Genomic DNA, 23,221 nt, shown 5'->3' on the forward strand with positions numbered 1-23,221 from the left:
ACACGCCAGCCGACCTTCGGTCTTTGCACCGTCCCTACGCCAGTATGAACTGGATCAGGTTCAACGGGTCACTGCGCAGGAAAGCAGAATCTCAGCCCCTTGACGGGACACCCCTGGTGAATGGCCACAGCAAAAAACACCGACCGGCATTTGTCAAGGCCGACGATCCATGCTTGGCAAAGGTGCGGGAATGGCGCATGCTGCCGTTAGTTGTAATTAACCTAACGGTTTAGGCGAATATTATCGTTTGCAACGTAACGATAAGCACAAACCATCCTGATGTGAAATTCATGGGAGATACGTCGGAATGAGCGCGACTATTCGTGAAATACTGGCCAAATTCGGTCAGCTTCCAACCCCTGTCGATACGATTGCAGATGAAGCCGATCTTTATGCGGCAGGCCTTTCTTCCTTTGCATCCGTGCAATTGATGCTCGGCATCGAAGAAGCATTCGATATCGAATTCCCCGACAATCTGCTGAACCGCAAGTCATTTGCGAGCATCAAGGCCATTGAAGACACCGTTAAGCTCATTCTGGATGGTAAAGAGGCAGCCTGATGAACGTCACCGTAGCGCCGCAGGATGAAACGCTGTCCGCGCGCGCGGGCCGTGTCGCGGCAATTGCCGCCAAACACGCGGATGATGTGGATGTCACCGGCCGTTTCCCACAGGAAGCCGTCGACGCCTTGCGACAGGAACGCCTGCTCGGCATCCAGGTCCCCTCTTCGCTGGGCGGCGAAAGCGCGTCCTTACAGGAGATCGCCGATATCTGCGCCCGGCTCGGCCAGGCCTGTTCGGCAACCGCGATGATTTTCGCCATGCATCACATCAAGCTGTCCAGCCTGGTGGAACACGGCGTGGAAAGCGAATGGCATGCGGGCTTCATGCGCCGCGTTGCCAACGAACAGCTTCTGCTCGGCTCCGCCACCACTGAAGGCGGCATCGGCGGCAATCTGCGCAACTCCATCTGCGCGATCGAAGTCGAAGGCGAAAGCTGCCGGCTGGAAAAGGACGCCACCGTTATTTCCTATGGCAGCAATGCCGATGCGATCCTCATCACCTCGCGCGCCCACAAGGATGCCGCGCCCGCAGATCAGGTGATGACCGTTTTCCTGAAAAATCAGTACACGCTTGAGAAGACCCATGTCTGGGATACGCTCGGCATGCGTGGCACCTGTTCGGATGGCTTCCTGTTCCGGGGCGAGGCGCCGGCGGCGCAGATTTTCCCGAAGCCCTTTGCGGAGATTGCCGCACAATCCATGCTTGCAAGCTCGCATCTGCTGTGGAGCGCCGTCTGGTATGGCATCGCGTCGGATGCGGTGCTGCGCGCCCAGTCCTTTGTCAGAGCCGCGGCCCGCAAGTCGCCCGGAACGGCTCCTCCCGGCGCGATCCGCCTTGCCGAGGTTTCCACCAAGCTGCAGGTGGTGAAATCCAACATCATAGCCGGTATCAAGGCTTACGAAGAGACCAAGAGCGACGCCGAAAAACTGATGTCGATGGCGTTTGCAGTGGCCATGAACAATGTGAAGATCTGCTCTTCGGAAACCATTCTCGAGATAATCGACCATGCCATGCTGGTCTGCGGCATCATGGGCTACAAGAACGGCACGCCCTATAGCCTCGGTCGCCACCTGCGCGACGCGCATTCCGCCCGCCTGATGATTTCCAACGACCGCATTCTCGGCAATTCCGCCAATCTCCTGCTGGTTCACAAGCAGGACACCAGCCTCTTGGGATAAAACCATGGACATGCAAACATCGTTTCTCGATCGACTGTTCGAAGAAGGCCTGCTGATTGAAACCGGTGTGGACGGTCTTTATGGACGCAGCGGCCAGTTCGAGGATGTCATTGCCGCATTCGAGAGGCTGATCGACCGCACGGGCGGCGCTGACGGCGCCGAAGCGATCCGCTTTCCGCCCGGCATCAACCGCGCCTATTTTGAAAAGAGCGGTTATATGAAGAGCTTCCCACAGCTCGCCGGCACGGTCCATTCCTTCTGCGGCTGTGAGCTTGACCATGTCAGCCTGCTGAAAACCATGGACGAGGGCGGCGACTGGACCAAAGACCAGAAAGCGACAGACATCGTGCTGACGCCGGCGGCCTGCTACCCGCTTTATCCGACGATTGCCAAGCGCGGCGCACTGCCTGCCGGCGGCGGTCTCTATGACATCCAGTCCTATTGTTTCCGCCATGAACCCTCCAAGGACCCGGCCCGCCAGCAGCTTTTCCGCATGCGCGAATATGTTTGCATGGGCACCGAATCCGACGTCACCGAATTCCGCCAGACCTGGATGGATCGCGGCGTGGAGATGATGAAAGCGGTCGGGCTAGACGTCACCATCGATATCGCCAACGATCCCTTCTTCGGCCGCGCCGGCAAAATGCTCGCCAACAACCAGCGCGACCAGAATCTGAAATTCGAGCTCTTGATCCCGGTCACATCGACGACCAGCCCGACGGCCTGCATGAGCTTCAATTATCATCAGGATGCCTTCGGCCAGAAATGGGGCCTCAACCTCGCCAATGGCGATGTCGCCCACACCGCCTGTGTCGGTTTCGGCCTTGAACGCATAGCGCTGGCGCTGTTTGCGCATCATGGTCTCGACGTGAAGAAATGGCCTGCGAAGGTCGTGGAAACGCTCTGGGGCTGATTATTCATGCGGCAGATTTTCCCCGGTCTCGATCCCAGAAACTATGTGCAGCATCCACTCCATTCCTCCGAGAGAATGTGGCCGGAGACCAATTGCTACATCGATTTATGGATCGAGGTGCTGGCCTCGAAAGGTCTGCCGCCGGAAGCCATGTTCGGTTTCACGCTCACGCAGGATTTCGAAGGCGACCAGTTCACCTTCTTCAAGGTGCCGCTGGAAGACCTCGAGGCGCTTTATGGCGTTCGCGCCACCGAACTTGCGATCTTCGACAGCGTGGAAAACCACATCGAGGCGCAGCTCGCACGCGGCCGCATCTGCCTGATCGAGATGGACAGCTTCTATATGCCGGATACCCATGGAGTGGGCTACCGGAACGAACATGGCAAGACCACCATCGCCATCAACCGGCTCGACCTCGCGAAGCGCGAACTCGACTATTTCCATAACGCCGGCTTCTTCCACCTTTCAGGTGAAGATTTTGACGGCCTGTTCCAGCATCATCTGGCCGAGACGGACCCGCCATTCCTGCCCTATACCGAATTTGCGAAATTCGCGGATAGCAGCCCCTCGCCCGCACATATTCGCAAGACGGCCGAACGGCTCCTGAAGTTTCATTTTTCCAGACGGCCCTCCGCCAACCCGGTCCGTGCTTTTGCCGGCGTTTTTCCGGCGCAGGTGGAAAAGGTCGCTGACCGACCCTTCGGCTTTTTCCACAAATATGCCTTCAACACGCTGCGCCAGCTCGGCGCCAATTTCGAACTGGCGGCAAGCCACTTCGAATGGCTGGACGCGGAGGGTTTTTCTGAAGCAAGAGACCACGCGCTCAAGATTTCCGAGGTTGCCAAGACCGTGCAGTTCCAGCTCGCCCGCGCCGTCACCCGCCGCAAATTTGATGCGCTGGCCACCGTGCTCGATCCAGCAGCGGATGCGTGGGATGGTGTGATGGAAGCGCTTTCGACTAAACTCACTGATGCCAGCGAGGCCGCGTGAGGACTTATCTTCCCGGCGAAAGCGAGGAATTGCTGAGTGAAGGCTGGACGCTGACGCTGACGCCCGCCGATGCCTGCGAGACGCCGTCCGATATTCCCGCATCGCTTGAAAGCCTTCACGTCTCCGTTCCCGGCACGGTGGCGCAGGCTCTGGAAGCGGCTGGAAAATTCGACCGCCTTGCCCCGGCGCCTCTCAATGACAGGGATGCCTGGTATCGGCTGACGATGATTTCCGATACGCGCGAACGCGCCACCCTGCGCTTCGACGGTCTCTCCACCATTGCCGAAATCTTCTTCAACGGCGAGCTGATCGCCGCGAGCCAGAGCATGTTCGAAAGGCTGGAAGTGCCGGTCGAACTTACGGGCGCGGACGAGCTTTGCATCTGCTTCCGGGCGCTTGCGCCGAGGCTTGAAAAAACCGGTCCCCGCGCCCGCTGGCGGCCGCAGATGATGAATACGCAGGGGTTGCGGCTGATCCGCACCACCGCACTTGGTTACATGCCCGGCTGGTGCCCAGAAATCCACGCCGCCGGCCCATGGCGACCCATCAGTCTGATCAGACGGGACGCGGTGCTTTGCACGCTCCGATCTTCGCTGGACGAGGCAGGAACGGGAACGGTCGCCATCTCGCTGGAAACCAACCGGCCCATAAAATCGGCACGGCTTGGCTGCGCGGGTTACAGCGCCGATCTTTCCAGGGATGAGAACGGCAAGTTTTCCGGCGAACTCCATATACCCGAAGTCGAAACATGGTGGCCGCACACCCATGGCAGGCCTGCGCTGCACGACACGCTTTTGGAATTGGACGGCGAACAACATAGACTGGGGCGTACCGGCTTCCGGCGGGTCGAGATCGATCATGGCGAAGACGGTGAGGGTTTCGGCCTCAAGGTGAACGGTCAGCCGGTCTTCTGCCGTGGCGCGGTCTGGACAACGGCCGATATTGTGCGCCTGCCGGGAACCGGGGCGGATTATGAGCCATGGCTTCGAAAAGCCGCGGAAGCCGGCATGAACATGATCCGCATCGGCGGCACCATGGCTTATGAGACTCCGGAATTTTTCGCGCTTTGCGACGAACTCGGCATCATGGTCTGGCAGGACGCCATGCTCGCCAATTTCGATTACCCGGCAAAGGACGAGAGCCTGCGCCAGCATATCGTCACGGAAATCTCGCAGTTCCTCGAAGCCACCGCGCTTTCTCCATCGCTCACTGTCTTCTGCGGCGGCAGTGAAATGTACCAGCAGGGCGCGATGCTCGGTCTGCCGGAACAGATATGGAAGGGAACGCTCACCGAGGAGGTTCTGCCGGAACTCCTTGCCGAGAAACGCCCGGACACAGCCTATGTCGCCAATTCCCCCTCCGGCGGCGCGTTGCCCTTCTTTCCCAATGTCGGGGTCGGCCATTATTACGGCGTGGGCGCCTATTGCCGCCCGCTGGAAGACGCCCGCCGGGCCGATCTGCGCTTCGCCGCCGAGTGCCTCGCCTTCGCCAATATTCCCGAACAGGAGACGCTGGACAGATATCTACCCGGCGTGGCCGTGCACGATCCGCGATGGAAGGCACGCGCACCGCGCGATCGCGGGGCGTCCTGGGATTTCGAGGATGTTCGCGACCATTATCTAAAGCTGCTCTATGACGTCGAACCGGATGTTCTGCGTCGCGAGGACGGCGGCCTTTATCTCGACATGTCCCGGGCCGCCACGGCCGAGGTCATGGAGGCGACTTTCGCCGAATGGCGGCGCAGCGGCTCCTCCTGTCAGGGCGCTCTGGTCTGGACCCTGCAGGATCTCGTTCCCGGCGCAGGCTGGGGTGTCATCGATGCCACTGGCCGGCCCAAATCCGTCTGGCACGCGTTGAAAAGGGCGTTCCGCCCCATTCAGGTTACTTTTTCCGATGAGGGCACGAACGGGCTGGATATACACCTCGTCAACGAGACCGGCGGCGGCCTCGAAGCCATGCTGGAACTGACCTGCCTGCGCGAAGGTGTGCAACCCGTCGTCCACGCCAAACGACCGCTCACGCTTTCGCTGCGACAGAGCCAGACCATTGCCGCAACAGATTTGTTCGGCGCCTTTTTCGATACGACCTATGCCTATCGTTTCGGCCCTCCGTCCCATGATGTAACGGTCGCCCGGCTTCGCGACGTTGCGACAGGACACGTGATCGCCGACGCATTCCATTTCCCTCTCGGTCGGAAAAAGGCGCTGCACGCCGCGAACCTTCAGGTCGCGATCGGTGAAACGAGCGGCAACTGGTCTCTTGAAATCGGCACGGACCGGCTGGCGCAGTCCGTCCATGTCGAGGTGCAGGGTTATTACGCCTCGGAAAACTGGTTCCATCTCGGCCCCGGCGAAACGAGAAAGATCAGCCTCCTGCCGGAGACCCCGGCGACGGAAGCCCCTCCTTCCGGAGAGGTCGTGTCACTGGGTTCCAGCCGGCGATTTTCCTTCTAGGGCATGACGGCCAGGCATTTTTACCGCAAATGCTCGAGAGCCAGCCGCTTCACCGCGTCGATATAGATTTGTCTGGCTTCCGGCGTTGAAAGATTGTGATCGGCATCGGGAATAATGGTCAGCGACACGTTCTTATAGGCGGCCAGTCCTTCGCCATTGGCGTCGAAGTAATATTGGAAATGTTCCAGACCATCGTCGTTGTCGCTGTAGAGCAAATGAACGGCAGTATCATTCGCTTTCAATTTATCGAACGCACCGTAGACGGCACGCCCTTCCTCGCTGCCCCTGCGGAAAAGCCTCGCCGTTTTTGTCGAAAGCCTCTTGATCGTCGCCTTGACGATGTTCAGCCCCGCACTTGCCACATCGACATCGCCGCTGATGAGACGCTTGAATGTCGCGCCCTGACGAAAACGCTGGCTGTACTCCCCGAAGGAACGCGGGCGTTTATGCAGGGCCTCATCCACCGAGCGGCCTTTACGCCAATGGAAGACGACCGGATTGACCGCGACCACGGCGTCGATCCGCTCATCGGCGATTGCGCCGTTGAAGGCGAGATAAGCGCCGCTGCACCGGCCCGCCGCAATGAAAGGTCCCTTGCCGCGCTTGCCGAGAAAATCGAGTGCGGCAGCCACGTCGTCATTCTGCGCGGCATCGTAAAGAACCTGCTCGGGCACGTTTTTGACCGGAGGGCTGTCGGCAATATTGGCCGCGTCGAAGCGAAGCGATGCCACCCCCTCGCGCGCCAATGTACGGGCCATCTGCACGGAAAGCCTGCCCCAACCCGCATGCCGGTCATAGGCGGCGCCAAGCAGAAGAACCGAAGAAACCACCTCCCGGTCGTCAGGCCCGCAAAAAATACCGAAAAGCCGTCCGCCTTCTCCAAATTGCACCGGCTGCTCGACAAAACCGCGCCCACGCTGCGGGGCATTGACTGTGAAATCCTCCTGGAAGATCGCCGGACTCTCGGCATGGGTCTGGGAGAGCACCCAATCGACCAGCCGGTTGACCACATCGTCGGATATTTTCGAAAGCGTAGGGCTGGAGACGAGATCGTCGTAACCTGAAAACTCCGCCTCCTCCACCGCACCGCCCATCGCAACGAGATGCCTGGCGAAATCGGCATCGGTTACGCGGCCCGGCCGGGAAAGCGCCAGAATGCTGCGCGCCGGAGCAGCGGTCAGATTTGAAAGATTGGCCTTCCTGATCGCATCCGCAACACCGGCAGGCATGGCCATGCCGGCAATCGATCCCGCCTCCGTCATCCGTTGCGCGGGCCGAAGACCGAGGCCATCGTCGATCATGGAGGACCACATCGCCAGCTCACGCAGATAGGCGCGGCCGGAAACGACAGGCGCCAGAAGCGCCATGGAGCCCACTTCAGCCGCATCGGCAAACGCCTGAGCAGCAATCAGGCAGCCGAGGCCCTGAGCGACAACGACCACTTCGGCGCAGCCGGAAAGACGTTTCAGACAGTTGAGCGCCACGCGCGCGTCGGAAATCCAGTCCGCTACACGGCCCGTATCATCAGGGTCGAAGGCGTCACCCGCGCCAAGATAGTCGAATCGCAGGCTGGCGACACCGCAAGCGGCCAGCCGCTCGGCCAGTACCCGTTGAAACTTGCGGCTACACAGCTCCTCCATGCCCCATGGGCTGACGAAAAGAACGGCATGGCGCTGTCTGACGTCCTTGCGCGCCGGATGGAAAATCCCTGTGAGCCCATCAAAAGAGACCGGATGCGCAACCGCCCCATTCGAGGCAATGCCGGAAAGCGACAATGCATCAAGAGACGGATCGCTGCCTGTACGCTCTGAAATATCTATCGCCATCGACCTTGCCATCATTGCGCCAGTGTCTGGCTCAACCATTACGGGATCATTGTATCGAAGCGTCTTACCGCCGGATCTACAATAAAAACAACAACATTAGAGAAGTCTAAAAATATAGTCGCATTTATATCCATTGCCGCCCGCACGCTGCAAAAACGAACACTGCGATGATGGGCAAGTCCCGGCGGGGCCGCTATTTTACTCGAAACCGCTTGAATATACTGATAAATAGCGAGTCCCATACCTATTTGCAGGAGGAGGTTGCGCCACCCGGCCACCGGATCGTCTAGACATCGCGCAAACCAACACGCCGGGCCACGCCCGACAGGTCATAGAAGTTTTATATGGAACAAAGCCTTACGCGTTATATCTGGTCGCACACGAGGCGGCAGCAGCTTTTCATTCTGCTGATCGTGGCCCTGTCGATGATCCCCTATTTCCTCGCCTTCGATCTGCCCAAGCAGATCGTCAACGGCCCAATTCAGGGGGACGGTTTCGAAGGGGCGAATGCGACGCAGCTTTTCATGCATCTCACGGTCGATATCCCCTACTGGGGCACCGTGACATTATTCCCCGGGCTCGAGCTCAACCGTATGTCGATGCTGATGGCGCTCAGCCTGACGTTCCTTGCGCTTGTCATCATCAACGGGCTCTTCAAATATTACATCAATACCTATAAGGGCCGCCTTGGCGAGCGGCTTCTGCGGCGCATCCGTTTCGAGCTCATCGACAAGATCCTGCGGTTCCCACCCTCCCATTTCAAGCGGGTCAAAGGTGCGGAAATCTCCAGCATGGTGAAGGACGAGGTGGAGCCGCTCGGCGGCTTTACCGGCGACGCCTTCGTGCAGCCGGCCCTCCTCGGCGGCCAGGCGCTCTCCGCGCTCTTCTTCATTCTGGTGCAGAATTTCTGGTTGGGCCTGATCGCGGCTTTCATGGCCGCCATTCAGGTGGGTATCATTCCCAAAATGCGCCGCCGCCTCATCGAGCTTGGCCGCCAGCGGCAGCTGAGCGCCCGCCAGCTTGCCGGACGCATCGGCGAAATGGTTGACGGTATCGGCACCATCCATGCCTATGACACGTCGAATTACGAGCGCGCGGATGCCTCGCACCGGCTCGGCGACATCTTCAAGATCCGCTACGATCTCTACCAGTGGAAGTTTCTGGTCAAGTTCATCAATAACTTCCTCGCACAGCTCACTCCCTTCTTCTTTTATGCGCTCGGCGGTTATCTCACACTGAAGGGCAGTCTCGATGTCGGGCAGCTGGTCGCCGTCATCAATGCCTATAAGGAACTGCCCGGACCGCTGAAGGAACTGATCGACTGGGATCAGGCACGTCAGGACGTGCAGGTGAAATACGAGCAGGTCTTCGAGCAGTTCGATGCCCCGAACATGATCGACGAAAAGGTTCAGAAACTGTCTCCCGGCGCAGTCGCGGCGATCAGCGCCCCGATCGTCGTCGCCAATCTGACACTGGAGGACGATAGCGGCAGCCGGCTTCTGGAACAGGCATCGCTGAAGGTCGAGCCGGGCGAGGTGATCGCCATCGTCGGCGGCTCGGGCGCCGAGGCGCTGGCGGATGCAATCGGCCGCACGCTCTGGCCAACCTCGGGCAAGATCAGCATCAACGACGTCGACATATTGGAACTGCCGGAATCGCTGACCGGGCGGCGCATTTCCTATGTGTCCTCGGACAGCTATTTCTTCCACGCCAGCCTGAAGGACAACCTGCTTTACGGCCTCAAACACGCCCCGCTCGCGGACAGGAACTATGAGGGGGCAGCGCTGGAACATCGCAAGTGGGAAATCCGCGAAGCAAAGATGGCGGGCAATCCGCTGATCGATATCAACAGCGAATGGATTGACTACGCTTCGAGCCCGGCCGGCGACGGCAGGCCGGAAAATCTCATCCAGGCCATTCTGGCTGTCCTCGACAGCGTGGAACTGTCGCAGGATATTCTGGAGTTTGCGCTGCGTTCGTCGATCGACCCTTTGACCGACCTGCATCTTGCCGCGCGCATCGTTGAGCTGCGGCATGTGCTGCGTGCGGAGCTCGAAAAGGAAAATCTGAGCGGCCTCATCGCACCCTTTGAACTGGAGAGCTATAACAGCGAGGCGACGGTCGGGGAAAACCTGTTGTTCGGCACCATGCGGGATTCTTCCCAGACGATCCGAACCGTCATCGAAAGCGACTATTTCCGCTCCCTGATGCGCGAAACCGGCCTCGTGAAAACCCTGTTCGAGATGGGTTACACGATTGCTGAAAACATCGTGGAAATCTTCGCCGACCTGCCGGGAGACCACCCCTTCTTCCAGCAGCTTACCTTCATGACGCCTGACGACATTCCGGTGTATCAGCAGATGCTGCAACGCCTTCAGAGCCGGAGTTTCGACGAGGCCAATGAAAGCGAAAAGCGCGCAATGCTGCGGCTCAGCTTCTTCTACATCGAGCCTCGCCAGCGTTTCGGCCTGCTGTCGCCGGAGATCATGAAGCGGATCGTCGAAGTCCGGCACATGTTCCATGAGAACCTGCCCGACAGCCTGAAAAACGTGATCGAAATCTACGATCCGACCAAATATATGAGCGCTACCAGCCTGCTGGACAATATCCTGTTCGGCAAGGTCAGCCATCGCTACACCGACGCCTCGCGGCGCATCACCCGCATCGTCGCCGATGTCATGCGCAAGCAGGGTGTCTATGAGCGCGTGCTGGCGGTGGGCCTGGACTTCAACCTCGGCGCGGGCGGCAAGCGGCTCGGCCCGCTCCAGCGCCAGAAGCTCAATCTGGCACGGGCGCTGATCCGCAAATCCGATTATTACGTCTTCAACCGCCCTCTTCCCGGCCTCGATCCCCGACAACAGGAGGAAATTGTCGAGCGGGTCATCACACTCCTGAAACAGAACAACAATAACCCGTCGATCATATGGGTCCTGTCGAATGCGACGCTCTCCCGCATGTTCGAGCGGGTGATCGTTGTTCATCAGGGCCTGATCACCGCCGACGGAAGTTACGAGACTCTCGCCGAGGAAAACGGTACATTCAAGGACATGGTCGCAACATAAATCCAAGAAGGTGACCGAGGTGGAACAAGAACAGGGTAAGTCAATGCTGTTTAAAGACGAAATTCAGATGCTGAAAAGGGTGCCGTTTTTTTCGGAAATGGAACCGTCAAAGCTCAAACTACTGGCATTCGCATCCGACCGGGTGTCCTATCATGCTGGCGACGTGCTGTTTCATCAGGGAGATGTTGGCGATGCGGCCTATGTCGTCTTGACCGGAAAAGTCGATGTTCTGGTCGATTCCCCTTCGGGCACGCTGAAAGTGGCCGAAATGACCGGCAATGCCATTGTCGGCGAAATCGCTATCCTCTGCGATAGCGTCAGAACCGCGACCGTTCGCGCCTCCACCAATGTGGAAGCCCTGCGCATCGGCAAGGAACAGTTCTTCAAGCTCATGTCCGATTTCCCCGACATCACGATCAAGGTCATGCGCGTTCTGGCCGAACGCCTTACCCAGACGACGGCGGAACTGAGCAAAGCGCGGGCAGGCGCCCGGACATAAACGACAATTCCTTGCTACCTTGAATGGCGATATTGGAAAAATAAATGTCGTACTATTGCAATATAAATGAAATGCTGACTGAATAAGGGGTAAAGGCGTCCGCCAGAAACGAGCGGATATAAGAATCTATAGAGACAACGGGCTTCATGGGAGGAAAGCGTGCAAGATTCCGTTGTTATTGGGGTGTGTCATGGCGTTCGATTCCGACACAGCAAGTCGGGAAAGTAATAGAAATTTTCGGGTAAAGATCTGGGGTGCGCGGGGAACGCTTCCTGTTTCAGGTGAAAACTTCCGAAAATACGGCGGAAATACCATCTGCATCGAGGTAAGATGCGGCGATCACGTTCTTTTGTTCGATGCGGGTTCGGGCTTGCATCCCGCTGGCCTCGCCCTGCGGGCGGAAGGCATTACCGACGTCAACCTGTTCTTCTCGCATTGTCATTACGACCACATTGTCGGCTTCCCCTATTTCAAGCCCTTTTATAACAGCTCCAACGATGTCGCCATCTGGTCGGGCCACCTCGCCGGCACCATGACCACCCGGGAAATGCTCAAGGACTTCATGAGCCCGCCGTGGTTTCCCGTGCCGCTGGAAATCTGCTGCGCAAAAATCGACACGCGGGACTTCATGCCGGGCGATACGCTCGATGTGCATCCCGGCCTTTCGATCAGAACCGGAATGCTCAACCATCCCGGCAACGCCATCGGATATCGGCTGGACTGGGAAGGAAAGTCCCTCGCCATCATCACCGACACCGAACATGAGCCGGGCGATATGGACGAAACCGTGCTCGACCTGATCAGGGATGTCGACCTTTTCCTCTATGACGCCATGTTCACCGATGAGGAAATGAGCCTTTATCGCGGCTATGGCCATTCATCCTGGCAACAGGCGATCCGCCTCGCCAAACACGCCGGCGCAAAAAATGTCGGCTTCATCCACCATGCCCCAAGCCGCAGCGACGAAGAACTGGACACTATCGAAAAACAGGCGAAAGCCCAGTTCAGCGGCGCCTTCGCGGCCATGGACGGCCAGATCATCGAGCTCTGACGCAATCCGGCTTCGGCGAAGTCGACCTGTCCGACCGCGTTTTCGAAACCCTGAATTCGACATCCCTTGCCATGCGGGCGTTCGAACACGCACAATTGACCGTTTCCGATCAATTGCTCCACGATATTGCCACGAGACAGTCTGCAATAAGGGTGCCACCGCATACTACATGATGATTCTGCGCTGAATGACCACATGATGGGATTTGCATGATCCGTTTCTTTTCGGAGACCAATTTGAGACGCGCCCGGATTTTATCCGGCCTCATCATATTTGCTTTCGTATTTTCCCATCTTTTCAATCACTCCCTCGCACTCATCTCCATCGATACCGCCGAACGGGCGCGAAAATGGTTCAGCCTGATCTGGCTCAACCCCGTCAGCAGCCTGCTTTTTTACGGTTCGGTTCTGGTACATGTCTGTCTTGTTCTGCGCTCGCTTTATCTGCGCAGAACGCTGCGCATGCCGCTCCGCGAAGCGCTTCAGGTCATCTTCGGCCTGTCGATCCCGTTCCTGATCATCGGCCACGCCGTCAATATCCGCGTGTCGCATATGCTTTATGGCATCGATGTCGGTTATTATTCGGTCATCCGCAGGCTGTGGATCAACAACCCGATACAGGGCGCCTGGCAAAGCCTCGCCTTGATCGTGATCTGGGTCCACGGATGCATTGGCCTCTATTTCTGGCTGCGTTATCGGGACTGGTATCCGCGGATAGCCGGGCTGTTCATGACGGTGGCCGTGATGCTGCCGCTCCTGGCGCTGCTGGGCTTCAGCGATGCCGGCCGCTGGCTGGCGGAAATCGATGAAAAATACGCGCTCCCACCCGGACTTGCCGACAATACGATTCAAAAGGACGAGCTGCCACTGCAGCGGGAAATGGAAACGCAGATCCGTTTCATCACCGGCACAGCGGAGACGTTGTTCGTCGGCGCGGTAATGCTGGTTTTCGCCATGCGTGGCGTACGCAGCTTTCGGCAACGATTGACGGCGATCGAAATCCGCTATGAACATGGCGCGCAGGCACATGTACCGGCCGGGCTCAGCATTCTGGAAGCCAGCCGCCTTGCGGGAATTCCGCATTACTCCGTCTGCGGCGGCAAGGGGCGCTGCTCAACCTGTCGGGTCAAGGTTCTGAACAGCAAAGGCCCGCTACCGCCACCGGGAGACATCGAGCAAACCACATTGCGGCGCATCCATGCCGATTCCGATGTCCGGCTCGGCTGTCAGCTACGCCCCACCAGCGATATTGATATCGCGCTTCTCGTTTCGCCGCCCCAGCAAAGCGACCTGCCGGCCGATGCACAACCGGCCCGCCCCGGCCGGGAAGAAGAAATCGCTATCCTCTTTTGCGATCTGCGCAACTTCACCACGCTTTCCGAAGCGAAGCTGCCCTATGATGTCGTCTTCCTTCTGAACCGCTATTTCACCATCGTCGGCCAGGCCGTCGAACAGGCGGGAGGCCATCTCGACAAATTCATCGGCGATGGCGCCATGGCGCTTTTCGGACTTGGCGAGGACGCGGAACATGCCTGCCACAACGCCATGAAGGCGGCCGCGACCATATTGCGGGATATCGCAATCCTGAACGAGGGGCTGGAGAAACAATTCGCCGTCCGCCTGGAAGTCGTCGTCGGCATTCATTCCGGTCCGAGCATCGTCGGGGTCATGGGATATGGGGCGGCCAAAACCCTGACGGCAATCGGCGATACCGTCAACGTGGCAAGCAGGCTCGAATCCAAGGCCAAGGAATTCGGCGCAGCCATCGTTGTTTCCGAACCGGCCATCATTCAGGCGGGACAGGTGATTGCCGATCTCAGAAGCGAAGAAATCGCCATTCGCGGCCGCAACTCGCAAATGAAGGTCTTCCTGCTCTCGAAAGAAGAGAGCGAGCGCTATTTATGAGATAGCCCCGACACACCTGTGGGGCGCCCGATCTTAAATCTTGCGATAGAGAAAATAGCGGTCCGTCGGCACGCTTGCCGGCACCGGCAGCGGCTTCAACATGGGATGATCCAGAGGCAGACCGCTGACCGCGAGACCGCCTTTCGCCAGCATGCCCGCCGCAAGATCGGGCAACCATGTGAGGGTAACCGCATCCTTTTCCGGATAGCCCGTGCCGATATCGGCATGCACGAACGCCGCTTCCGTGCCGACGAAAGCCGGAGCGGTTTGCGATATTTCACCGATCACCAGATCTTCCTGTGCCGGAACGGAGGAGGCATGCGCACCCATGGCCCTGTCGAAAGCGATGATGCGGCGGTTGGGGAACAATTCCCGCAGGTGATTGAAGGTGCGCCCATTGCCAAGGCCGATTTCCATGAGCGCGCCTTCATCCGGCAGATCGAGATCGGCTGCGACATGGTTGAGGATATCGCGCTGCGCGGTCAGCCGGCGAATGAAACTATCGAGTCTGCTCATGTTATCAGGCCTTGATGATGTGTTTTGCGGCTATATCCCGACGCGCGAAAACATTGCGCGTGTCGATGATAAGCGGCGCCCATTCGCTTAGAGCGGCATAATCCACATTGTCATGATCGGTCGCAACGAGAACGGCGTCGAAAGCGCCGATCGCCTGCCTGTCCCACGGCACGGATTTCATGCCCATCAGGTGGCTATATTCCCGGGTTTTCGGGATTTCGGCCACGTGAGGATCGAAATAGGCCGCTTCGCCGCCACGCTCCTGAATAAGCTCGATGAGCTTCAGAGAGGGGCTTTCGCGAATATCCGGCACATTCTTTTTATAGGCGAGGCCGACGACCAGCACCTTCGAGCGGCTGAGCGCCTTGCCGGAATGAATATCGAGCGCCTCCGCGACCCGTCCGATGACGTGACGCGGCATGCCGGTATTGATCTCGCCGGCCAGTTCGATGAACCGCGTCGGCAATTCATATTCGCGCGATTTCCAGGTGAGGTAAAAAGGATCGATCGGTATACAATGGCCGCCAAGGCCCGGGCCGGGATAAAACGGCATGAAACCGAACGGCTTGGTCTTCGCCGCATCGATCACTTCCCAGATGTCGATACCCATCGCCTCGTAAACGACCTTGAGTTCGTTGACGAGCGCAATATTGACGGCACGGAAGACGTTTTCGGTGATTTTCACCGCCTCGGCGGTGGCATTTGTCGAGACGGGGACGATCTTTTTGACCACCGAACCGTAAAATGCCGCCATCAGCTTTCCGGCCGCCTCGCCATCGCCAGCGACAACCTTCGGAATGGTCGAAGTTTCGAAATCGCGATTGCCGGGATCTTCCCGTTCGGGTGAAAAACCGATGAAGAAATCAACGCCGGAGACAAGCCCCGTGCTTTCCAGAATGGTCTTCACCACCCCGTCAGTCGTGCCGGGATAAGTGGTCGATTCCAGAACCACGAGCTGGCCCTTGCGCAGATAGGCGGCAATATCGCGACAGGTCTTTTCAACATAGGAAAGGTCCGGCTCGCGATATTTCGTCAGGGGCGTGGGCACGCAGATTGCAATGACATCGCATTCGGCCAGCCTGGAGAAATCCGAGGTGGCGACAAAGCCGTCATCCTGTCTCACACTTGCCAGAACCTCGTCGGAAACGGCCTCGATATAGCTGCGCCCGGTCTCGATCGCAGTAATTTTACCGGGGTCGATATCGAAACCGACAACCTTGAAACCGCCCCTGGCGATCGTCATGGCAAGCGGCAGACCGACATAGCCGAGGCCTATCACCCCCGCTTTGGCGCTTTTGTTTTCAATGCTGGAAAGCAGGTTCCGGGAAATGTCTGGGGAAGTCAAAGCGTGTCACGCTCCGCGCATGTGCAAAAGATGCCTTTCAGTTGGGCAAGAATGACGGACCTGTCAAGGCTCGGCCCTTTCAAATTCCGGTTGACGCCCTAGCCACTGCCAACGCACAACCGTCGCCATGAAGATCGCCTTTTATGCGCCGCTCAAATCTCCCAACCATCCCGTTCCCTCCGGTGACCGGCTGATGGCCCGTTTGCTGATGACGGCGATCACGATGGGCGGTCACGATGTTTCCGTCGCTTCGGAACTGCGCAGCTTCCTGAAACAGCCCGATGACCCGGCAAGGGCGTTGGTCGCCGATGAGGCCGAGCGCGAAATCGAGATCGTCACACGGCGCTGGCGACGGGATGGCGTGCCGGATTTCTGGTTTTGTTACCACCCCTATTACAAGGCGCCGGACTTACTCGGACCGGAACTAAGCAAACGTTTCGACATCCCCTATGTCAGCGCTGAAGCGTCCTATTCGCCGAAACGGAATGGTATGGGATGGCAGGCGGTTCAGGATGGGTTGCTGGCCGCATTGAACGCCGCCGCCATCAATATCTGCTTCACCGCGCGGGATCGTGAAGGGCTTGTGCGGGCCTCGCCCACCCTTCGCTGGGCCATGCTGCCGCCTTTCATCGATACTGGGGCTTTTCTCAAGAACACGCCCAAGCCGTTACCCGCAAGGCTCATCACCGTCGCCATGATGCGGGCGGGTGACAAACTCGACAGCTATCGCGCCCTTTCCGAAGCGCTCGCCCTGTTGCCGCAGGATCTCGACTGGACGCTGGATATCGTCGGCGACGGACCGGAACGCACGGTCGTGCAGGCCATGTTCAGCACGTTTCCCAACCACCGTCTCGTCTGGCACGGGGAAAAAACCGCAGCCGAGATCGCAATGCTCCTTTCAAAAGCCTCTCTCTATGTCTGGCCGGGCCATGGCGAGGCCTATGGTCTTGCCTATCTCGAAGCGCAGGCTGCCGGCCTGCCCGTTGTGGCCGAGGAAGCGGCTGGCGTTCCCGAGGTGGTAAAATCCGGCATCACAGGATTACTGACACCAGAAAATGATAGAGCCGCCTATGCCGACGCGATTAAAACCCTGCTCGGTGACGACAGACAGCGCGAAGAACTGGCACGGGCGGCCCGGCAATTCGTGAGGAACGAACGGTCTCTGGAAAATGCCGCAAAAGAACTGAACCATATCCTGCTGCAAGCAAAGGCGCGAAGATCATGAGTCTGGAAAAACTCGTTGCGGCACTGGACGAATGCGGGCGGCGCGGCATATCCGCCGATCTCTGGCTCCGGGACGACGATGCGGTGGAGCCGACGCCCGCGCTCGACACGTTGCTCGATCTTTGCGGCGGCTTCTCCGCTCCGGTCACGCTCGCGGTCATCCCCGAGATGACGACCGATAAGCTCGCACGGCATCTGGATGTGTCGGACATTGCCCAGGTCGCCGTGCATGGCTGGTCCCATACGAATTATGCCGGCGAGAAGGAAAAGAAACAGGAACTCGGATCGCATCGCGACCCCGCTGTCGTTCTCGATGAATTGCAATCCGGACTGGATAAACTCCACGACCTGCATGGCGGGCGTTTGGTGCCGATGCTCGTGCCGCCGTGGAACCGCATAGATGCCGGTATCGTGAAGGCACTGGCGGGCCTCGGATATCGCGCCCTATCCGTTTTCGGCCCGGAGAAAAGCACCCTGCCGCCCTGCCTGAACACCCATGTCGATGTAATCGACTGGCACGGCAGTCGCGGTGGCCGTAACGACGACGTGCTCTTCGCGGAGACCGCCGCCCGCATCCTGACGACCGCCGAAAACGGCGGCACCACCGGCATCCTCACCCACCATCTCGTCCATGACGACAATGTCTGGCGCTTTCTGAGACGGCTTTTCGAGGTGACCGCCGAACATCCCGCCGCCCGCTGGCGTTCTTCGAAAGACCTCGTCGGCGACATCTCACCATGATTTCCAGGCGATCAGCAACCCGCTCGCCTTGGTGGAAAGTTCCCGCCTGACCGCTTCCACGGTCTCAAGAGGGGCGCGGTCGGGAAGGGACGCGGCAACGAACCCCGCCGGCGCAAGGCTGATACTTCCCGCGCGGGCGATGATGGTGAAGATCAAGGGGCCGGTCGACCACCAGGCAGGCGCGCGCGGCATGTCTTCGATAATCCCGGGAAAGGCTTCCAGCATCCTGCTGAAAACCGGATGTCCGGCAGGCGCAGCAATGAAGGAATTGGCAAGCAGCATGCTGCCCTGCCCCGTGTCCCGTGGCGTTTTTTCGTCAAACACCGTCAGCCCCACCAGAGGCAGGAATGTATCGAAACTCATATCGTCCCGCGCCGGATACCAGTCGCAATCGAGATAGATGCCACCAAACCGCTCCAGCAGCATATAACGGGCCACATCCACCGCGCCCGGATAATCGCCCTTGTCCAGCATGGTTTTGAAGACGCCGTTCGAAAACACACCTTCCCGCTCAAGATCGGCCTCCCGCCAGAGCCGATAGTCGTAACCATGGTTCGAAGCGTGGGCGGCCCATGCCTCAACCGATACCGGCGGGGCTTTTTCCCCGATCCATATCTGGTGAATGAGCCTTGGCACATCTTCACGGCTTTTGAGGCTGATCGTGCGACGTTCTTCCGTGGAAAACCGCGCATATTTCTCCAGCACCTGTGGAGGTGGAACAAGCGTATATTGATAACCGATCTTGGCGACCATATCGCCCTCGGCCTTGGCGAGGCGCAGCCGTGCCGCGTGCAGCCGGCGCGGCAGGCCGAGCACCGTTTGCTCACCCATCAGGTGGCCGTCCTTTGCTGCAACCAGCGATAAGAGAAGCGCATTCGCTTCCGCATACTGACCGCCATTTTGCAACTGCCGGGCCTTATCTAGCTGGGCATCGTAATATTTCTTGTCGGACATGGATCCTCATCCAGAAACGCTCGTTAACATATCGCCAAACAAAAGGCGTCAGGCAAGCCGTCGTGTTTCGGAAGCCGGCTTTGAATTCGCTAAACAATTCGATGTTTCAGAGGCATAGACAGACAACACACCCTGCGATAACGTGGATTTAAGCCCTCCTGAGCAAATTGTCACAAGGCAACGATAAAGAGACGGCAAGGAACCCTTTGGCATGAGCGCAGGCGCAGATTTGCTTCGTATTGAAAATCTGCGGGTCTCGTTTTCTCTCATGGGCGGCACCATAGATGCCGTCAGGGGCGCGAGCCTTCGCATTCTTCCGGGAAAAGTCACGGCTCTCGTCGGCGAGTCCGGCTCCGGAAAATCCGTCATCGGCCAGACCATCATGGGCATCCATCCCAAGACGGCGCGCGTGAATGGCCGCGTGCTGTTCACCGATCCGGAAAATGCCGCGGCCGGCCCTGTCGATCTGCTGCAATTGCCGAAGGACGGCCGGGAAATCCGTTCGATACGCGGAAATCGCATCGGCCTGATTTTTCAGGAGCCCATGACCTCCTTTTCGCCGCTGCACACCATCGGCAACCAGATCGACGAGGCGCTCAGAATCCACAGCATCCTGTCACCGGCAGAGCGCGCGGAAAAAATGTATGAAACGCTCGATCTCGTAGGGTTTTCCAAGCCCAAGAAGGTCGTGAACATGTATCCCTTCGAGCTGTCGGGCGGCATGCGCCAGCGCGCCATGATCGCCATGGCGCTGATCTGTCGTCCCGCACTTCTGATCGCCGACGAGCCGACGACGGCGCTGGATGTGACCATACAGGCGCAAATCCTCAAGCTTCTGCGCGATCTGCAGAGCCGCCTGAACATGAGCATGCTGCTCATCACCCACGATCTCGGCGTGGTGGCCAATATCGCCGACGAGGTTGCCGTGATCTATCAGGGCGAGATCATGGAGGCCGGTACGGTCGACGACATTTTCAAGTCGCCGAGCCACCCCTACCTCAAGGGCCTGATGGCCGCCGTGCCGCATTTCGACATGAAGCCCGGCGAAAGGCTGAAGGCGCTTCGCGAAATCAACATTGACCACGAAAGCCTCGTCGGCAAAAAAAACGCCGCGGTGAACAAGACCCCCGGCCCGCTTCTGACCGTGGACGATATCAGCAAGACTTTCACGACCCGGAAATCCAGCTGGTTCCGCAAAGGCGACGCCAACGCCACCAAGGCGGTCAATAGCGTCAGTTTTGAAATTCGCCGCGGAGAATGCCTCGGGCTGGTGGGTGAAAGCGGCAGCGGCAAAACCACCGTCAGCAAAATCCTCATGCGCGCCGTTCGCCCGGATGAAGGCTCGGTGACCTTTCACCGGCCTGAGGGCGACATCGACGTCCTCAATGCCAGGGATGGAGACCTGAAAGAGCTGCGGTCGAAGATACAGATGGTCTTCCAGGACCCGATATCGTCTCTGTCGCCACGCATGACCGTGGGCAACATCCTGAGCGAGCCGCTGGAAATCCACGGACGGGGGGATGCGAAATACCGCGCGGAGAAAGTCCGGGGTCTCGTCAGGGCCATCGGCCTGGGCGAAAGCGCGCTGAACCGCTACCCCCATAGTTTCTCCGGCGGCCAGAGGCAACGCATCGGCATTGCCCGCGCCTTGGCACTCGGCCCCGAATTGCTGATCTGCGATGAGCCGGTCTCCGCCCTCGATGTCTCGGTGCAGGCGCAGATCCTCAATCTGCTGAAGGATTTGCAGCAGGATCTCGGGCTCACCTATCTCTTTATCTCCCACAATCTCGCAGTGGTGGACTATATGGCCGACCGAGTGGCCGTGATGTGCGAAGGCCGCATCGTGGAGCTGGCGCCGCGCGAAATCCTGATGCGCTCTCCGGTTCATCCCTATACGAAATCCCTTCTGGCGGCCGTGCCTTTCCCCGATCTCGACCGCCCGCTCGATTTCCGCACCATCGGCAAGATCAGCGCGACGGGCAAATTCGACTGGGGCAAACAGTTCCGCGACGAGGGTGATGGCGACATGATCTCCGCCGATCTCGGCGAAGGCCATTTCGTGCTTGCAAACGGCAATGCCGATATCCGGGAGCTTCGCCCTTGATCACGCGTCGCACCACCCTTGCCCTCTTGGCCTCCGTCTTCCTGCCGGCCTATGCGCGGGCCGCCTATACCGACCCCGCCTATTTCAAAGAAAAACGGGAGAAGGGCGAATTGCCCGAGGTGGCCGAACGCCTGCCGAAAAACCCGCGCGTCATCGACATGAAAGCGCTTGGCCGCGAGCCGGGAAAACATGGTGGCTCGGTGCGTATGCTCATTGGCGGCCAGCGCGACATTCGCCTGATGCCGATCAGCAGCTATGCCCGCCTTGTCGGTTATGACGAGAAATTCGAGCTTCATCCGGATATTCTCGAAAGCTACGACGTTCAGGAAGAACGCATCTTCACCTTCAAGCTGCGCGAAGGCCACAAATGGTCCGACGGCAGCGATTTCACCTCCGAGGATTTCCGTTATTTCTGGGAGGACGTTGCCCTCAACAGGGAAATCCACAAGGGCGGCCCGCCGATAGAGCTTCTGGTCAACAGCAAGCCGCCGCTTATCGAAGTCATCGACCGGTTGACGGTGCGCTATACCTGGGATGGTCCGAACCCGGATTTTCTGGCGAAGCTCGCAGCGGCCTCACCGGCGCGGCTGTTCCTGCCCGCCGCCTATATGAAACAGTTCCACGTCAAATATCAGACGGCGGAAAAGCTCGCCAAGCTGATCAAGAAAAACAAGGCGGATGACTGGAGCGGGCTGCATATAAAGATGTCGCGGCAGGTGCGTCCCGAAAATCCCGATCTGCCGACGCTGGATGCCTGGCGCAACACCACCGCGCCGCCGGCCGAACAATTCGTCTTCGAGCGTAACCCCTATTATCACCGGGTCGACGAAAACGGCCTGCAACTGCCCTATCTCGATCGTTTCCTGCTCAACGTCACTTCGTCCGACATCATCTCGGCCAAGACGGCGTCCGGCGATAGCGATCTGCAATATTTCGGCCTCGATTTCGCCGATTACACCTTTCTCAAAGATGCCGAAAAGCGCTTTCCCCTGAAGGTGAACCTCTACAAGCGCTCTCAGGGCTCGCGCATCGCGCTGCTGCCCAACCTCAATTGTGCCGACGCAGTCTGGCGCAGCGCTTTTCAGGACGTGCGCGTGCGCCGGGCGCTGTCGCTCGCGATAAACCGGCACGAAATCAACATGGTCTGCTTTTACGGGCTGGCAAAGGAAAGCGCCGACACCGTTCTGCCGGAAAGCACGCTTTACCGGCAGGAATTTGCGGACGCCTGGAGCGCTTTCGACCGTGCGGCGGCCAACAGGCTGCTCGATGAAGCCGGTCTCGACAAGCGCGACAATGCCGGCCTTCGGCTCCTGCCGGATGGTCGCCCGGCCTATATCATCGTCGAAACGACAGGCGAAAGCACGCTTGAAACCGACGTGATGGAACTGGTGACGGATCACTGGCGGCATATCGGCATTGCCGTTTCCGTCCGCCCCACCCAGCGCGATGTCTTCCGCAAGCGCGCCATGGGCGGCGAGGTGCTGATGTCGGTATGGATGGGCATGGACAACGGTGTGCCGACGCCCGACATGCTGCCTTCCGGCCTCGCGCCCACCGGTGACGACCAGCTGCAATGGCCGGTCTGGGGTGTGCATCATCTTTCCGGCGGCCGCGAAGGCAAGGAGCCCGATCTGCCGGAGGCGGCGCATCTGCTCGATCTCCTGAAAAAATGGCGCCGAAGCGTCACTGAACAGGAGCGCGAAGCCATCTGGCTGGAAATGCTGGGTATTTATACGCAGCAGGTGTTTTCCATCGGCATCGTCAACGGCGCGCTGCAACCCGTCGTTCATGTCAAACGCATGCGAAACGTGCCGGACAAGGCGCTTTTCGGTTACGAGCCCACATCCTATCTCGGCGTCTATATGCCGGATGCCTTCTGGTATGACGGAGACGCCTGAT

Annotated in this window: 17 protein-coding genes and 1 riboswitch; of the genes, 13 read left to right on the top strand and 4 right to left on the bottom strand. The window is 58.8% G+C overall.

All coding sequences use genetic code 11. From position 1 onward, the window contains the following. Positions 1-13: 13 nt before the first annotated feature. Positions 14-125, bottom strand: a riboswitch (TPP riboswitch). Positions 126-307: 182 nt separating this feature from the next. Genes PH605_RS03825 through PH605_RS03845 form a run of 5 tightly spaced genes read left to right on the top strand, consistent with a single transcriptional unit; the run spans position 308 to position 6,096 of the window. After that, positions 308-559: an acyl carrier protein gene (locus PH605_RS03825; protein ID WP_142844339.1), complete on the top strand. Its 252-nt coding sequence runs from the start codon at positions 308-310 to the stop codon at positions 557-559. Continuing rightward, complete coding sequence (locus tag PH605_RS03830; protein WP_142844341.1) at positions 559-1,740, top strand: acyl-CoA dehydrogenase family protein; 1,182 nt, start codon at positions 559-561, stop codon at positions 1,738-1,740. The genes PH605_RS03825 and PH605_RS03830 overlap by 1 nt, the downstream gene beginning before the upstream one ends. Positions 1,741-1,744: 4 nt before the next feature. Then, positions 1,745-2,653 carry an amino acid--[acyl-carrier-protein] ligase gene (locus tag PH605_RS03835; RefSeq protein ID WP_142844343.1) on the top strand — a complete coding sequence of 303 codons (909 nt, stop codon included), beginning with the start codon at positions 1,745-1,747 and terminating at the stop codon, positions 2,651-2,653. 6 nt (positions 2,654-2,659) lie between these two features. Further along, a complete protein-coding gene (locus tag PH605_RS03840) occupies positions 2,660-3,643 on the top strand; it encodes a DUF1839 family protein (RefSeq protein ID WP_142844345.1) in 984 nt (327 codons plus the stop codon). Further along, positions 3,640-6,096 carry a beta-mannosidase gene (locus PH605_RS03845; RefSeq protein WP_142844346.1) on the top strand — a complete coding sequence of 819 codons (2,457 nt, stop codon included), beginning with the start codon at positions 3,640-3,642 and terminating at the stop codon, positions 6,094-6,096. The genes PH605_RS03840 and PH605_RS03845 overlap by 4 nt, the downstream gene beginning before the upstream one ends. A gap of 20 nt (positions 6,097-6,116) precedes the next feature. Here the strand turns inward: PH605_RS03845 and PH605_RS03850 are convergent, their stop codons facing one another. Beyond that, positions 6,117-7,922: an alpha/beta fold hydrolase gene (locus PH605_RS03850; RefSeq protein ID WP_193559567.1), complete on the bottom strand. Its 1,806-nt coding sequence runs from the start codon at positions 7,920-7,922 to the stop codon at positions 6,117-6,119. 344 nt (positions 7,923-8,266) lie between these two features. Between PH605_RS03850 and PH605_RS03855 the strand changes: the two genes are divergently transcribed. From PH605_RS03855 to PH605_RS03870, 4 genes are all read left to right on the top strand, one after another. Further along, on the top strand, positions 8,267-10,984 hold the full coding sequence (locus tag PH605_RS03855) for an ABC transporter ATP-binding protein (protein WP_065656996.1): 2,718 nt from the start codon (positions 8,267-8,269) through the stop codon (positions 10,982-10,984). A 43-nt stretch (positions 10,985-11,027) separates the two neighbouring features. Next, on the top strand, positions 11,028-11,483 hold the full coding sequence (locus tag PH605_RS03860; RefSeq protein WP_003521299.1) for a cyclic nucleotide-binding domain-containing protein: 456 nt from the start codon (positions 11,028-11,030) through the stop codon (positions 11,481-11,483). A 349-nt stretch (positions 11,484-11,832) separates the two neighbouring features. After that, positions 11,833-12,534, top strand: coding sequence for an MBL fold metallo-hydrolase (locus PH605_RS03865; RefSeq protein WP_233282671.1), 702 nt, complete (start codon positions 11,833-11,835; stop codon positions 12,532-12,534). A 209-nt stretch (positions 12,535-12,743) separates the two neighbouring features. Then, positions 12,744-14,438 (top strand): adenylate/guanylate cyclase domain-containing protein, encoded by a 1,695-nt coding sequence (locus PH605_RS03870; RefSeq protein ID WP_142844348.1) that lies wholly within the window; start codon positions 12,744-12,746, stop codon positions 14,436-14,438. A 33-nt stretch (positions 14,439-14,471) separates the two neighbouring features. On the opposite strand, the gene PH605_RS03875 is transcribed toward PH605_RS03870, so the two are convergent. Next, a complete protein-coding gene (locus PH605_RS03875; RefSeq protein WP_078052412.1) occupies positions 14,472-14,954 on the bottom strand; it encodes a class I SAM-dependent methyltransferase in 483 nt (160 codons plus the stop codon). 4 nt (positions 14,955-14,958) lie between these two features. Continuing rightward, positions 14,959-16,299, bottom strand: coding sequence for a nucleotide sugar dehydrogenase (locus PH605_RS03880; RefSeq protein WP_161987758.1), 1,341 nt, complete (start codon positions 16,297-16,299; stop codon positions 14,959-14,961). A gap of 127 nt (positions 16,300-16,426) precedes the next feature. Here PH605_RS03880 and PH605_RS03885 point away from each other — a divergent pair, with 127 nt between their 5' ends. Continuing rightward, positions 16,427-17,524: a glycosyltransferase family 4 protein gene (locus tag PH605_RS03885; protein ID WP_142844349.1), complete on the top strand. Its 1,098-nt coding sequence runs from the start codon at positions 16,427-16,429 to the stop codon at positions 17,522-17,524. Beyond that, complete coding sequence (locus PH605_RS03890; RefSeq protein WP_142844350.1) at positions 17,521-18,264, top strand: polysaccharide deacetylase family protein; 744 nt, start codon at positions 17,521-17,523, stop codon at positions 18,262-18,264. The genes PH605_RS03885 and PH605_RS03890 overlap by 4 nt, the downstream gene beginning before the upstream one ends. On the opposite strand, the gene PH605_RS03895 is transcribed toward PH605_RS03890, so the two are convergent. Then, positions 18,256-19,218 carry a glycosyltransferase family 32 protein gene (locus tag PH605_RS03895; RefSeq protein ID WP_161987760.1) on the bottom strand — a complete coding sequence of 321 codons (963 nt, stop codon included), beginning with the start codon at positions 19,216-19,218 and terminating at the stop codon, positions 18,256-18,258. The genes PH605_RS03890 and PH605_RS03895 overlap by 9 nt on opposite strands. 211 nt (positions 19,219-19,429) lie before the next feature. Between PH605_RS03895 and PH605_RS03900 the strand changes: the two genes are divergently transcribed. Together PH605_RS03900 and PH605_RS03905 are read left to right on the top strand one after the other, a co-directional pair. Continuing rightward, the gene (locus PH605_RS03900) at positions 19,430-21,322 is read left to right on the top strand and encodes an ABC transporter ATP-binding protein (protein ID WP_065656987.1); all 1,893 of its coding nucleotides are present in this window, start codon (positions 19,430-19,432) and stop codon (positions 21,320-21,322) included. After that, positions 21,319-23,220, top strand: a complete 1,902-nt coding sequence (locus PH605_RS03905) for an ABC transporter substrate-binding protein (RefSeq protein WP_142844351.1) — start codon at positions 21,319-21,321, stop codon at positions 23,218-23,220. Before PH605_RS03900 ends, PH605_RS03905 begins: the two co-directional genes overlap by 4 nt. Position 23,221: the final 1 nt, after the last annotated feature.

This window comes from Agrobacterium sp. CFBP 3001, from assembly GCF_027871605.1.
Taxonomy (GTDB): domain Bacteria; phylum Pseudomonadota; class Alphaproteobacteria; order Rhizobiales; family Rhizobiaceae; genus Agrobacterium; species Agrobacterium leguminum.